At 28.0% G+C, this 13804-nt stretch carries 18 protein-coding genes; 14 read left to right on the forward strand and 4 right to left on the reverse strand.

Going from position 1 to position 13804, the window contains the following annotated elements:
* Positions 1 to 24: 24 nt before the first annotated feature.
* The 5 genes from ftsY to ACJA25_RS02040 all read left to right on the forward strand — a co-directional run bounded on the left by ftsY (position 25) and on the right by ACJA25_RS02040 (position 4075).
* Positions 25 to 1065 (forward strand): signal recognition particle-docking protein FtsY, encoded by a 1041-nt coding sequence (gene ftsY / locus ACJA25_RS02020; RefSeq protein WP_406614871.1) that lies wholly within the window; start codon positions 25 to 27, stop codon positions 1063 to 1065.
* A complete protein-coding gene (locus ACJA25_RS02025; RefSeq protein WP_406614873.1) occupies positions 1058 to 1291 on the forward strand; it encodes a sigma factor-like helix-turn-helix DNA-binding protein in 234 nt (77 codons plus the stop codon). Before ftsY ends, ACJA25_RS02025 begins: the two co-directional genes overlap by 8 nt.
* A gap of 170 nt (positions 1292 to 1461) precedes the next feature.
* Positions 1462 to 2259 carry an energy-coupling factor transporter ATPase gene (locus ACJA25_RS02030; RefSeq protein WP_406614875.1) on the forward strand — a complete coding sequence of 266 codons (798 nt, stop codon included), beginning with the start codon at positions 1462 to 1464 and terminating at the stop codon, positions 2257 to 2259.
* Positions 2250 to 3173, forward strand: coding sequence for an energy-coupling factor transporter ATPase (locus ACJA25_RS02035; RefSeq protein ID WP_406614877.1), 924 nt, complete (start codon positions 2250 to 2252; stop codon positions 3171 to 3173). The genes ACJA25_RS02030 and ACJA25_RS02035 overlap by 10 nt, the downstream gene beginning before the upstream one ends.
* Positions 3173 to 4075 carry an energy-coupling factor transporter transmembrane component T family protein gene (locus ACJA25_RS02040; RefSeq protein ID WP_406614879.1) on the forward strand — a complete coding sequence of 301 codons (903 nt, stop codon included), beginning with the start codon at positions 3173 to 3175 and terminating at the stop codon, positions 4073 to 4075. The genes ACJA25_RS02035 and ACJA25_RS02040 overlap by 1 nt, the downstream gene beginning before the upstream one ends.
* Positions 4076 to 4096: 21 nt before the next feature.
* Here the strand turns inward: ACJA25_RS02040 and ACJA25_RS02045 are convergent, their stop codons facing one another.
* The 4 genes from ACJA25_RS02045 to ACJA25_RS02060 form a co-directional block, all read right to left on the reverse strand.
* Positions 4097 to 4996 carry a hypothetical protein gene (locus ACJA25_RS02045; RefSeq protein ID WP_406614881.1) on the reverse strand — a complete coding sequence of 300 codons (900 nt, stop codon included), beginning with the start codon at positions 4994 to 4996 and terminating at the stop codon, positions 4097 to 4099.
* Between the two features lie 119 nt (positions 4997 to 5115).
* Positions 5116 to 6384, reverse strand: a complete 1269-nt coding sequence (obgE, locus tag ACJA25_RS02050; protein ID WP_406614883.1) for a GTPase ObgE — start codon at positions 6382 to 6384, stop codon at positions 5116 to 5118.
* A gap of 90 nt (positions 6385 to 6474) precedes the next feature.
* Positions 6475 to 7524, reverse strand: a complete 1050-nt coding sequence (locus ACJA25_RS02055; RefSeq protein ID WP_406614885.1) for a hypothetical protein — start codon at positions 7522 to 7524, stop codon at positions 6475 to 6477.
* A gap of 25 nt (positions 7525 to 7549) precedes the next feature.
* Positions 7550 to 7861 (reverse strand): hypothetical protein, encoded by a 312-nt coding sequence (locus ACJA25_RS02060; RefSeq protein WP_406614887.1) that lies wholly within the window; start codon positions 7859 to 7861, stop codon positions 7550 to 7552.
* A 285-nt stretch (positions 7862 to 8146) separates the two neighbouring features.
* Here ACJA25_RS02060 and secY point away from each other — a divergent pair, with 285 nt between their 5' ends.
* The 9 genes from secY to rplQ all read left to right on the forward strand — a co-directional run bounded on the left by secY (position 8147) and on the right by rplQ (position 13693).
* Positions 8147 to 9604 (forward strand): preprotein translocase subunit SecY, encoded by a 1458-nt coding sequence (gene secY, locus ACJA25_RS02065; protein ID WP_406614889.1) that lies wholly within the window; start codon positions 8147 to 8149, stop codon positions 9602 to 9604.
* Positions 9598 to 10251, forward strand: a complete 654-nt coding sequence (locus tag ACJA25_RS02070; RefSeq protein ID WP_406614891.1) for an adenylate kinase family protein — start codon at positions 9598 to 9600, stop codon at positions 10249 to 10251. The genes secY and ACJA25_RS02070 overlap by 7 nt, the downstream gene beginning before the upstream one ends.
* A gap of 117 nt (positions 10252 to 10368) precedes the next feature.
* Positions 10369 to 11118: a type I methionyl aminopeptidase gene (map, locus tag ACJA25_RS02075; RefSeq protein ID WP_406614893.1), complete on the forward strand. Its 750-nt coding sequence runs from the start codon at positions 10369 to 10371 to the stop codon at positions 11116 to 11118.
* A complete protein-coding gene (infA, locus tag ACJA25_RS02080) occupies positions 11118 to 11333 on the forward strand; it encodes a translation initiation factor IF-1 (RefSeq protein WP_406614895.1) in 216 nt (71 codons plus the stop codon). The genes map and infA overlap by 1 nt, the downstream gene beginning before the upstream one ends.
* A gap of 21 nt (positions 11334 to 11354) precedes the next feature.
* A complete protein-coding gene (rpmJ, locus tag ACJA25_RS02085) occupies positions 11355 to 11468 on the forward strand; it encodes a 50S ribosomal protein L36 (RefSeq protein WP_073372429.1) in 114 nt (37 codons plus the stop codon).
* A gap of 5 nt (positions 11469 to 11473) precedes the next feature.
* Positions 11474 to 11848, forward strand: a complete 375-nt coding sequence (gene rpsM / locus ACJA25_RS02090) for a 30S ribosomal protein S13 (RefSeq protein ID WP_406614898.1) — start codon at positions 11474 to 11476, stop codon at positions 11846 to 11848.
* Positions 11849 to 11870: 22 nt separating this feature from the next.
* Positions 11871 to 12254 carry a 30S ribosomal protein S11 gene (gene rpsK / locus ACJA25_RS02095; RefSeq protein WP_406614900.1) on the forward strand — a complete coding sequence of 128 codons (384 nt, stop codon included), beginning with the start codon at positions 11871 to 11873 and terminating at the stop codon, positions 12252 to 12254.
* A 21-nt stretch (positions 12255 to 12275) separates the two neighbouring features.
* A complete protein-coding gene (locus tag ACJA25_RS02100) occupies positions 12276 to 13301 on the forward strand; it encodes a DNA-directed RNA polymerase subunit alpha (RefSeq protein ID WP_406614902.1) in 1026 nt (341 codons plus the stop codon).
* 2 nt (positions 13302 to 13303) lie between these two features.
* Positions 13304 to 13693 carry a 50S ribosomal protein L17 gene (rplQ, locus tag ACJA25_RS02105; RefSeq protein WP_406614904.1) on the forward strand — a complete coding sequence of 130 codons (390 nt, stop codon included), beginning with the start codon at positions 13304 to 13306 and terminating at the stop codon, positions 13691 to 13693.
* The last annotated feature ends 111 nt before the right edge of the window (positions 13694 to 13804 follow it).

Below are 13804 nucleotides of genomic sequence, written 5' to 3' on the forward strand. Positions count from 1 at the left end.
AATAGAATAATATACAATAGAAATATGGGATTTTTTAGTTATTTAAAAGAAAAATTATTTGGCAAAAAAAATAAAGTTGAAGCCAAAGAACAAAAAATAAAAGAACAAGAAGAACAAGAATTAATTAATTCAAAAAAGTTAGAAAAATATAATGCTGGATTGAATAAAACAAGTGTTTTTGGTAGAAAAATACTTGAATTACAAAACAAGCATAATAAAATAGATGAAGAGTTTTTTGAAGAATTAGAAGAAATTCTAATTATGAGCGATATTAGTACAAAATTAGTATATGCAATTATTACTCAAATTAAAAATGAAGTAAAAATCAATAACATCACCGATCCAAAATTAATAGGTGAAATTGTAGCAGATCAAATGTTTTTAATTTATGCTAATCAATCAGTAATTGATACTACTTTAAACTTTAAAAAAGACCGTTTAAATGTGTTTATCTTTGTTGGAGTAAATGGTTGTGGCAAAACAACCTCTATTGCTAAAATTGCTCATATATATAAAAAATTAGGTAAAAAAGTACTAATTGCTGCCGCTGATACTTTTAGAGCTGGAGCGGTTAGTCAAATTGACATTTGAGCACAAAGAGTTCAGGCAGATATCGTTAAACCAATTAAAGAAGGTGCTGATCCTTCTTCTGTGGTGTATCAAGCCTTAGATAAAGCTAAAAAAGAAAATTATGATTTATTGATAATTGATACCGCAGGTAGATTACAAAATAAAGTTAACTTAATGAATGAATTAAGCAAAATGTATGGAATTATTCAAAAATTTGAACCTTCTGCTCCTCATGAATGTTTGTTGGTACTAGATGCTACAACTGGTCAAAATGGTATTTCTCAAGCACAAGCATTTAAGGAAGTAGCACATCCAACAGGAATTGTTTTAACTAAAATGGACGGAACTTCTAAAGGTGGGATTGTTTTAACTATCAAAGAGGAATTTGATTTAAACGTTAAATACATCGGTTTAGGTGAAGGTTTAGACGATTTACAAGAGTTTGACTTAGATAAATTTATCTACGGAATGACTAAGGAATTAATTAATGAATAAAGATGTTAGAGATTTAGAAGTTAGAGAACTTTACATTGAATTGTTTGAAAAATATGGTTCACTTTTAACTCCAAGTCAACAAAGTATTTTTAAACTATATTTTTATGAAAATTTATCCTATTCTGAAATTGCTAACATTATTGCTACCACTAGAACTTCAGTTTATGATAGCTTAAAAAAAGCTATGAAAAACTTAGATAAATACAATGAAAAAATCATTTCTTAATTGTTATTTTAATAGATAATAAAATTTTGGTTTGTTAGTTCTATTAAACAACATTTATTAATAAAAAAGATAAAGTTTTTTAAAAAACATAGTTATAGATTTAGTTTAAAATATGGCATTTAGAGAATAATTAATGCTATATTTTTTTGTATGATATTATAATTATCATTATGATAAAAATAACCGATTTAGTATTTAAATATCCTGGTAATACCACTAATGCATTAGATGGGATTTCTTTAGAAATTCCTGAAGGAAAATATGTGGCAATACTAGGCCATAATGGTTCTGGTAAAAGTACTTTTTCTAAACTTTTAGTGGCTTTATATAAACCATTAAGCGGAAAAATTGAAATCGATGGTATTCAAATTCAAAAAAGTACCATTAAAGAAATTAGAAAAAAAATTGGAATTATTTTTCAAAATCCCGATAATCAATTTATAGGTGCTTCAGTGGAAGATGATATTGCTTTTGGTTTAGAAAATCAAAGAATACCACAAAAAGATATGAAAAAAATCATTGATGAACTTGCTGCTAATGTAGGTATGAGTGATTATTTAGACAAAGAGCCACAATATCTTTCTGGAGGACAAAAGCAAAGAGTAGCTATTGCTTCTGTTTTAGCTTTAAATCCCAAAATAATTATTTTTGATGAAGTTACTTCTATGCTTGATCCAGTAGGAAAAAGAAAAATTCTTGAAATCATTCATAAAATTCAAAGAGAACAAAACAAAACTTTAATTTCCATCACCCATGATATGGATGAAGCGATTTTAGCAGATTATTGTATTGTTTTTTATAAAGGTAAAATTCTAGCTACTGGTTCACCAAAAGAAATTCTTAAAGATAAAGAAATAATTGAAAAAGCCAAAATTGATTCACCATTTATTTTTAAATTAAGTCAAGCACTAAATGGTATTGAAGCAACATACGAAGAACAGGAGTTAATTGAACAATTATGCGAATAGAAGTTAAAGAATTAACTCATATCTTTGATAAAAAAACTCCTTTACAAACCAAAGCTGTTGATAATGTATCAACAGTGATAGAACAAGGTGAATACATCGGAATTATTGGACAAACAGGTTCTGGTAAAACTACCTTTATTGAGCATTTAAACGCTTTATTATTACCAAATCAAGGAACAGTTGAATGAATCTTTGAAAATGAAAAATGGAATAGAAAAACTAAACAAATGGAAAAATTTATGGATAGTTTTCTATTAAAAAAGAATTTTGGTAATCGTGTAAAACGTTCAAAAGATATTCGTAAAAGAGTTGGAATTATTTTTCAATTTGCTGAATATCAATTATTTTCTGAAACTATCAAACAAGATATAGCTTTTGGTCCAATGTCTTTTGGAGTAAAAAAACAAGAAGCATATGAAAGAGCTAAAAAATATTTAGAATTAGTAGGACTTGATGAAACTTATTTAGAAAAATCACCTTTTGGTCTTTCAGGAGGTCAAAAAAGAAGAGTGGCACTAGCGGGTATTTTAGCAATGGAACCTGATGTAATTGTAGCTGATGAACCTACCGCTGGGCTAGATCCTGCTGGAGTAAGAGAAATCTTAGAAATTTTTAACAAATTACATCAAGAAGGTAAAACTATCATTATCGTTACTCATGATTTAGATAATGTTTTAGAAGTAACAAAAAGGGTTATTTTATTCAAGAATGGCAAAATTTTAAAAGATGGTGATACTTATGAAATTCTTAACGATACTGAAGCGTTATATGAAAACAGTTTAGAACCACCAAGAATTTTGGCTTTTATTAACAAATTAAGAAAAAAAGGAATTGATATTCCTAAAATAACTTCCTTAGATGAATTGATAAACTTTTTAAATAGCCATAGGTCGGTTGTTAAAGGAGGTAAATAATGAAATCAGTTTTTGGTCGTTATTTACCTGGTAATAGTTTTATTCATAAATTAGATCCAAGAATTAAGATTATTATCAATATCATTTACATTGTTTTAGTTTTTATTAGCAATTATTTCATTACTAGTTTTATTTTATTAATTCCAATGTTAATTGCTTACTTAATAGCAAACAAACGCTTTTTACCTTTAATTACTTTATTAAAGATGCCTATTTTTATAGGGATAGTTATCTTTTTGGTTAATTTGTACACCGTTAATAATACCAAAGGTGAAGATTATGAAATAATCAAGATATTTAATAAAGAATTGTGGATAAAAATTGTTTCTAATAGCCCACATAATAAAGGTTATGGAGTTTTTAAAGAAAATATCATTCGAACATTATCTTTAGTTTTAAGAGTTTATTTAATGATTATTACCACTTCATTATTAACCAATACTACTAAACCAATTTTATTAACTAAAGCCTTAGAAGACTTAATGCTACCACTTAAGTTATTGTTTATACCTGTTCATATTATTGCGATGATTATTTCTTTAGCTTTAAGATTTATTCCTACTTTATTGGATGAATCAAAAAGAATTATGAAAGCGCAAGCATCACGGGGAGTCGATTTTAAAAATGGTAAATTCAAAGAAAAGGTTAAATCATTTACAACCTTAGTAATTCCCCTTTTTATTGCTTCATTTGCCAAAGCTGATGATTTATCTAATGCAATGGACACTAGAGGATATGATCCTTATGCCAAAAGAACTAGATATAGAAAATTAACTATTTCTTGAAGAGATATCCTTTGCTTATTATTTGTAGCTTTATTAATAACTTATATTATATTAACTCAAACAGTAAATGTAATTCCTTTACCTTGATGATATACTATCACTAGATTAAATGTTTAAAAAAATAGCAATCAATGGTTGCTATTTTTTGTTTGGATCATTAGGGTTAGGATATTGATTAATTGGGCTATTAGGCATATTTTGCTGTTGTTGCTGTAATTGTTGATATTGTTGCATTTGTTGAGCACTCATTTGCGAATTCATTTGTTGATATTGTTGCTGCATTTGTTGTTGTTTTTGACTTTGTAAACGTTGATAAAAAACACTAGAAGCTGCTACATCAACAAATAAATAAGTGTTATTGTGTTGTTGTAATATTGAAGAAGCAAAATTATTATTAATTGGGTTCAATAATAAATTAGCTACCGCATTAGCTTTTTTAGCACCAATAGCATATAAAATTACTGCTTTGGATGCATATATTTGGCCAACACCTAAAGAAATCATTCTGTTTGGTACCATTTGACCAGCAAATAAATATTGGTTTTTTACTAAGTTTTCTTGTGAAATATTACATACTGAACTACTATCGAAGGTAGAACGAAATTCATATTGATATGACAATTCACCGTAATCACCTAATTCTAATAAACTAATATCTAAACCACCAAAACGCATAATTTCGTTATCAAAAGTACTACAATTTAAAACCATATTACCATAAGGAATAGGAGTTCTTAAATAATTAGGATTCATATTAATTCTACCGCATAGGTTTTCAAATAAAAATGATCTACAACTTAATCTATTTCTAGGGTCAATACCTACATATTCAGCTGTTGAAAACACTGTAGTTCTTGAAAAGTCAACATTTCTTGCATAATTTTGTGCAATTAAGCTTCGATAAACATAACTAGAATAATCAGAAGCACAAAGACCTAAAACAATATTAGGTTTACGCCTTATATTTTGAACTATGAAATCAGCTATTCTAAAACCAATTTCATTAGGATCTTTACAGACAATTAATTTTATAGCCATATTTTAATTAGTTGTTGCCCTTTCATCTAAATCATTTACATTAAAGATATTTTAATTTTTTAAGTTCTTATTTTTTAACATTAAAAAATAAAGAAATATTCTTTTTATTTTACTATAAATTAGTCATATTCTCAAATAAATTCATAGTCAAAAACTTTAACTGTATCACCAGCTTTGATACCTTTTTTAACCAATTCGTCTCAAACACCTATTTTCTTCATAATGTTATTGAATCTTAAAATATTGTCATAGGTAGTAAAAGGAATTTTGCAATAAAAATGATAAACTCTCTCGCCTTTTATTTCAAAAGTATCACTTTTAATTTTGGTAACCTCATATGGTTTTTCTAAAGTAATAATCTTTTGATCTTCGATTAATGTTGGTGAAGAAATTGGTTCTAGTTCTAGATTTTCAATTTCAGTTCACATTTTATTTTTTAATAGATTTAAATTATCATAATTTAAAGCAGAAATGCTAATGATACTTAAATCTGGATATTTAGTAGTAAAAGCAGCATAATTCTTACTAAAGTTTGCTAAATCGTTTTTATTAGCAATAATAATTTGCTTTTTAGTTTCTAAATTCAAATTAGCATTTTTTAACTCGTGATTAATTTCTTCGTAATCAGCAATAGGATTAGCGTTTTCTGAACCAAAGTCGATAATGTGGGCAATGATTTTACATCTTTCAATATGTTTTAAAAATCTAATTCCTAATCCTTTTCCTAAAGCAGCACCTTTAATTAGTCCTGGTAAATCAGCAACAGTAAAAATGTTATCTTTATATTTAACTATTCCTAATTGTGGCACTAAAGTAGTAAAATCATAATCGCCAATTTTTGCATTAGCATTAGAAATTGCTGATAATAACGTACTTTTACCAGCACATGGTTTACCTACAATCCCAATGTCTGACAAGATTTTTAAAATGATTTTTGCTTTGTATGATTCGCCTGGCATTCCGTTTTCACAAATTTTAGGAGCGGTATTTTTAGCAGATTTGAACTTCATATTCCCAAGTCCACCTTTACCACCAGAAGCTACTAAATAAGGTTTATTTTCTTCTATAATGTCCGCTACTAATTCATTATTTTTAAAAACCATTGTCCCAATAGGTACTTTAACATAAGTAGATTCACCATTAGCACCATATAGATTTTTAGGTCCACCTTTAACTCCATCTTGAGCAATAATTTTATTTAAGTTAGCTAAAAATAATAAAGTGTTTTTTCCTTTATCGCCTACAAAATAGATGTTTCCACCATTTCCTCCATCACCACCATCTGGACCACCTTTGTCCACGTGTGCTTCACGTCTGAAGGACATCATCCCATCTCCACCTTTACCGGCTTTTAATAGAATTTCGATTTCATCAATGAATTTTGCCATGAAATTCCTTTCAACACAATAAAAAAAGAAAAGACTAATCTTTTCTTTTATAGTTTTATAAAATAGTCAGATTAAAAAACTATTTAATTTTTATTTAATATCAGTAGTGGTTTTTAATCTTTCATAAAGAGCTTCTAGTTCTTTAATTTTTTCACTAACTTGTGAATGAATAATTCTTAAATTGTTAAATGAAGAAGAGAATGATCCGCTTTGTTGATTTGAACTAATATCAATATTAATTTTTGAAAGTTTTGAAATATCAGTTGCTGCATTAATTGTATTAGCATCTAAATTAGCTTTGTTTTCAGCATCTACTAATGAACTTAAAGCACTTGAAATTTGATTTCTTAATTTCTTTCAGTTTTCATCATTTTCTTTAAGTTTACTTTCTAGAAAATCTTTAGTTTTTTTACAATCATTAACAATATAGCTATTGATTTTTGAAGCATAAATTTCATAATCAATAGTGTAATGTTTGTCATCAACTTCTTGTTTGATGTTTTCTAGTTCAGCCATTGTTTTAGATTCAAATTCAGTAGTGTTTCCATTTACTAGTAATTTTTTATCAATCTTTTTGAATCATTCATTGATTTTTTCTTTGAATTGAGTATCTGAATTATTTTCATTTTTGAAACGAACTGATTTTTTAGCTATTTCTGTATAAGTTTTAGCAATGCTTTCCAAAATTTTGATTTTTAATTCTAAGTTAGTTTTGATTTGCTTTTTATTATTATCTAAATCTAATGTTAATTTCTTTAAATCAATTTCTTGGAAATTTTTACTTTTGATTTTTGATTTTGAATTATCAATTTTACTTCTTGTACTTTCAATGTGTTCAGTGAAGAAGTTTTTTAATGAAAATTGTTTTTCTCCATTAGCATTTCATTCATACATACTAATACTTGGTTTAGTTTTTTGATCATTGTATTGTCATTTTGTGCTATCTAAAGTTTTAATAAATTCTTCTGAACGATCAATTTCTTTTTTCAAATCATTGTAAGAATCTTTTAATAATTTGTTTGAAGCAGGATTTGCTTTAATTGTAATTAAACTTCATGCTGCTCCAACACCAGTGGTTAGGGCAGTAAAGTATAAAGCGGTTGCTAAAATTCCATATTTTTTCATTGATGATTTCGACATAGTTAACTCCTAATTTAAGAATGTATTATTTTGCATAAACAACTAATCAAATAGCGTCTGATGAAGTGCTAACAACTCTATGTTGAGCTTTAGCATCAATTTTAATTCCTTCACCTTTGGTTAAAACTGTTTTAACAAAACCTTTTTCTTCAACAACTGCTGTTCCTTGTAATAAAAATGCAACTTCAACACTTTCATCTTCTGTTCAAGCTGTAGTAGCTTCATTTGAATAAATAACTTCAATTCTAGTTGTATCTGTATTTAAATATCTATATGACAATTCAGTATTTTTTGCTAATTCTGGAAAAGTAAAAATATTGCTGTTAAACTTATTCATATAAGTTCCTTTCAAAGTCTTTTGCTTAATTTATATATTAATAATTAATATTTAATAAATAATGTTTTTATTATATAACAAAATTAATAGATTTTTTTACTATATATTAATGCTTAAAATTAAATATTTTTTAAGCCTTATTTACAAGAAAAAAAGTAAAAAATAAAATTCCTATTTTTGGGTTTATACACCTAAAAGTACTATTAAAAGTATTTATTTTATATAATTAACACTATCATTGTTATTTTTACAATAATGTTTCAAGTAGAAAAAAGGAGAATTTAAATGCATAAAACTAACAATGTAAAAAAGTTTTTTAGCAATTTAAATTTTTATTTTTCAAGATTTATTTTCAAATTTCGAAATGGTTGAAAAAGATTTTGAGAAACAAAAGAAATTACCAAAAAATTACTTTACACAATACTTTTATTAAGCATCTATTTAATTGCTACCACAATTATTGCTCCTTTTGTAAAAATTAGCAATAGTTCAGTAATTGAAAAAGATACTTTCTTAAACACCTTAAACTTAGTTGGTGGAGGAGGACTTAAAAACTTCTCGCTAATGGCTTTGGGTCTAGGACCATTTATTAATGCTTCTTTGATTATGTCATTGTTGCAAACTAGATTGTTCCCACCTATTCAAAAATTAAGTCAAAGTGGTCCCCAAGGAAGAAGAAAGATTAACATCATTACAAGAATAATGACTTTGGTTATTGCCTTCCCTCAAGCTATTTTGTTAGCAACTTCATTAAAAAGCGGTAATAATCCTTTCATTGTGATTGAAAAAGTAGGAAACCTAAGTGAAAATCTAATTGCTTACTTTATCTTACCTATGATTTTAATTGCTGGTTCATTATTTGCACTTTTTGTTGCTGAAGAAATTACCAACAAAGGTTTAGGAAATGGAACAAGTTTAATTATTTTTGTTGGTATCGCTTTCCAATTACCAGCTCAATTTAGAAATGCTTTTGATACCTTTATTGACATCAATAACAAAAATACTGTTTTTATTGGTTCGTTAAAATTTTTAACTTACTTATTTGCTTATTTACTAGTTTTATTTGTTATTGCTTTTATATACAATTCGGAAAGACATATTCCTATTCAACAAATTGGGGTAGGTAGAAGTAAGAATGTTACTGAAATGGGAAAATTACCTATTAAGGTAAATCCAGGGGGAATAATGCCAATTATTTTCGCCTCAATGCTTCTTTCATTCCCATTGATGATCGCTAGAATATTACCTGATTCAAAAGCAAAAGACTGAATTAACGAATATTTAAGTTTTAATCATTGATTAGGTCTTTCATTGTTAGTAATCGTGACTTTCTTTTTTAGTTTTGTAATGGGAATTCAACAATCAAGAGTTGATAAAATAGCAGAAGATTTTACTAAAAATTCAACTTTCATTCCTGGGATTAGACCAGGTGAAGAAACTGAAGATTACTTAATTGGAGTGGTTTTAAGATTATCAGCTTTTAGTGGTTTTTGATTAATTATTTTAGCTTCTATTCAATCTTTACAAATTATGACTGGTATTTTAGGACCAGAAATTGCTTTTGGAGGAACAGGAATGATGATTTTAGTTTCAGTTTCTTTAGAAACAATTCAACAATTCCAAGCAAGATTAAAAACTAACAAATTAGCTAAACAAAAAAGATTATCACTTTCAGCATTTTCTAGTGTGGAAAGCGACAATAAGAAAAATAATGTTAAAAAAGGAGATGGTTTATTATGATAAATTTTGACAAACAAATTGTTTTTTTAGGTAAACCCGGAGCAGGAAAAGGAACCGTAGCTAATGAAATTGCAAAAGAATATGGTTTAATTCATGTTTCAACCGGAAATATCTTCAGAGAAGAAATTGCTTCAAAATCTAAATTAGGTTTAAAAGTTATTAAAATTGTTGAATCAGGTCAATATGTTCCTGATGACATCACCAATGAAATCGTTAAAAATAAACTAGATAAACTTATTTCTGAAAAAAAGATTTTTATGCTCGATGGTTTCCCTCGAACTGAAGAACAAGCAAAATTTTTAGACACTATTAAAAATTTAAATTACAACGTAATTATGTTAGATGTATCGCAAGAAATCATTGTTAAAAGATTAAGTGGTAGACGTCAATGTTCAAAATGTCAAGCTAATTATCATATTGATTTTAAACCTTCAAAAGTTAAAGACGTTTGTGATCTATGTCAAGGTGAATTGATTAAAAGAAAAGACGATTCAGAAGAATCAATTAAAACAAGATTACAAATTTATGATGAACAAACTAAACCAGTGATTGATTATTATCAACAAAAAAATAATTTATTTGTAATTGATGGTACCAAAGAACCTAAGGAAATTGCTTCACTTATTATTAATAAGTTATATAATAAATAGCATAAAAATAATACTTATATTAAACCACTAATATAAGTATAGTTTTTATTTAAATAATCAACTTTTTAAGTATTTTTTAGTTAAATAAATGATTAAAAAATTAGAAAGAAGGTTTTAATGATTTCCATAAAATCATCTTTTGAAATTGAACAGATAACCAAGAGTTGTCAAATCCTGGCAGAGGTTAAACAAATAATCTTTGACCACGTAAGACCAGGGATTTCTTTAAAAGAACTTGATTCAATCGCTTTTAAAGAAATAATAAAAAGAGGTGCTAAACCTAACTTTAAAGGTTTATATGGCTTTCCAGCTACTATTTGTGCCTCTGTAAATCAAGAATTGATTCACGGAATTCCTAGCAACTATGTGATTAAAGATGGAGACATTGTTTCGATCGATATGGGTTGCGTTTATAAAGGATTCCACAGTGATAGTGCCTTTACCAAAGGTGTAGGCAACATCACAAAAGATGACCAAAAAATTATTGAAGTTGCTAAAGAAGCTTTTTATGCTGGTTTAAAAGCAATTAAACCAGGAGCAAAAGTTGGCGATGTTTCATATGCAATTGGTCAAGTTATTAAAAAAAATAATTTATATACCCCATCTGAATATTGTGGTCATGGAATAGGAACTTCATTGCATGAAGACCCTATGATTCCTAATGATGGTAAACCAGGTACCGGTCCTTTACTAAGAGACAATATGGTAATTTGTATTGAACCAATGATTTTACAAGGTTCAGCAGCAATTTATGTTGAAGAAGATCAGTGAACCGTTGTTAGCGCTAGCGGTAAAAACGCTTCTCATTATGAACATACTATTTTGATCAAAAATGGTAAAGGTGTGGTATTAACGAAAGGGATTTAATGGCAAAAGATGCTTTTAAATTGGAAGCTATTGTCAAGGAAGCTTATTCTAATGATGAATATGAAGTGGAACTTGAAAATGGCAAAATAATTAAAGCTTACATCTCAGGAAAAATGCGTGTTAATCGCATTAGAATTCTTCCTGGAGATGCAGTCGATGTAGAAATGAGTCCTTATGATTTAACTCGGGGACGAATTGTATATCGGAAAAAATAAACTAACAAGGAGTTTTACTATATGAAAGTAAGAGCTAGTGTTAAAAAAATGTGCAAGGATTGCAAAATTATTAAACGTAAAGGCGTAATACGTGTTATTTGCTTACTACCAAAACATAAACAAAGACAAGGATAATTTAAATGGCTAGAATTTTAAATATTGAAATTCCTAACAATAAACGTGTGGTTATCTCTTTAACTTACATTTATGGTATAGGAAAATCTGTGGCTAAAGAAATTTGTGCCGCAACCAAAATTGATGAAAATACTCGTGTAAAAGATTTAACTGAAGCCCAATTAGCTGCTATTCGTGAAGCTGCTAAAAAATACACCACCGAAGGTGATTTACGTAGAGAAGTAAACTTAAACATCAAACGTTTAATGGAAATTAAATGCTACCGTGGAATTAGACACCGTAAAGGTTTACCAGTTAGAGGACAAGTTACACAGAAAAATGCTAGAACTAGAAAAGGTCCTAGAAAAACTGTTGCTGGTAAGAAAGGAGCAACTAAATAATTTATTTATTTAGATAGTATTTATGGCTAGAAAAACTAAAAAGAAAAATGTAACTACTGGTATTGCTCATATCCATTCAACTAATCAAAATACAATCGTTACCTTTACCGATGAACAAGGAAACGTATTATCATGATCTTCTGCAGGAGCTATTGGTTACAAAGGAACCAAGAAAAAAACTCCATATGCTGCTGGTTTAGCTGCTCAAGCTGCTGCTGAATCTGCTAAAGAACATGGAATTAAAAGTGTTAAAGTAGAATTAAAAGGACTAGGAGCAGGTAAAGATGCTGCTAGAAAACAAATTGAAGTAGCTGGAATTTCAGTTACTGAAATCAAAGACGTAACCCCAATTCCTCATAACGGAACTAGACCTCCAAAACGTATCCTTAAACGTGAAAAAAAATAATTTAAATAAAGGAAGATAAATATGGAAAAAATGAATCGACTTCTTTATTATGAAGAAATTCAACAAATAAGCGAAAAAAATAAACCTAATATGTCAACTTTTGTTATCAAACCACTTGAAAGAGGTTTTGGTAACACACTAGGGGTGGCACTAAGAAGAGTTTTACTTTCAAACATTACCTCATTAGCTATGTTTGCTGTAGCTATTGAAGGTGTAGATCATGAATTTCAAGTAATTCCTGGAGTAATTGAAGATGTGCCTTCAATTATCATGAATTTAAGACAAATTAAATTCAAATACAATCCAAACGAAATTTCTGATGATACTATTATTAAAGCAGAATTAAAAGTAAATGAAGAGGGAGAAGTTACCGCTACTAGTTTAATGTCTACTAACGTTACTTCTGCTGTAGAAATTGTTAACCAACAACAAGTAATTGCTAATATTGCTGCTAAAGGTTCTTTACACTTGGAAATCTTTTTAAAACCAGGTAGAGGATTTATTTCTAGCGAAGAAAATAAGAAAAACTTATTACATTCTAACTTTGCTACTAAAATTGAAAGTAAAATTAAAAACCCAACCTTTATTGCTACCGATAGTAAATTTGGACCAGTACAAAAAGTTTCTTATACTGTTGAAGAATTAAACTCTTCTTCAAACAAAATCGAAGAAGAATTAAAGATCTTTGTTGAAACAGATGGAACTGTTGAAACTAAAAAAGTTTTACAACAAGCTTCAGAAATTTTAGTTGCCCACTTTAAAACTATTGGTCAAGTTGATGAATTAAAAGCTACTACTGAAGTTTTTTCAAATGGAGAAGAAAAGAAAATTTCAACTGAAGAAAATGATTTATCAATTGAACAATTAGGTTTATCAGTTCGTTCTCTTAATGCTTTAAGAAATAGTAAAAAAACTAAATTATCAGAAATCGCTACTATGACTGAAGATGAATTAGAAAACACCAAAAACTTAGGTAAAAAATCAATTGAAGAAATCAAAGATTGTTTGAGAGAACATGGATATGATCTTTCTAAAGGAGAAGAATAATTATGGCTAATCCAACACAACTTTATTCACGTGATACAAAATGAAGAAAAGGTGTTATGAGAACCTTAGTAAGTGAATTATTCGCTAATGGTCAAATCACTACTACTTTAACTAGAGCAAAAGAATTAAGAAGACACGCAGAAAAAATGATTACCAAAGCTAAACACATCAATTTAGCAAACCGTAGACTTATTGAAGCTTTTTTAAGACCAATCGAAGTACAAATCGCTGGTAAGAAAAAAGAAGCTGCTAAAACCATTTCTGTTGCTTTACACTTAATTGAAAACATCGCACCAAAATATGCAAAAAGACATGGTGGTTATACACGTATTTTCAAAATCCCTGCGCGTCAAGGTGATGCAACACCTATGGCTATTATTCAATTAGTTTAATATCATCCTTTAAAAGTTTTAATTATTTATAAAAAACCATTTAAGCAAGTTTAAGTCCTAAAACTTAAACTTGTTTTTATTTTCATTTTTATAAGCCCTTTAAGGCCTAAT

Source organism: Mycoplasmopsis hyopharyngis, assembly GCF_045276885.1.
GTDB lineage: Bacteria > Bacillota_I > Bacilli_A > Mycoplasmatales > Metamycoplasmataceae > Mycoplasmopsis > Mycoplasmopsis hyopharyngis.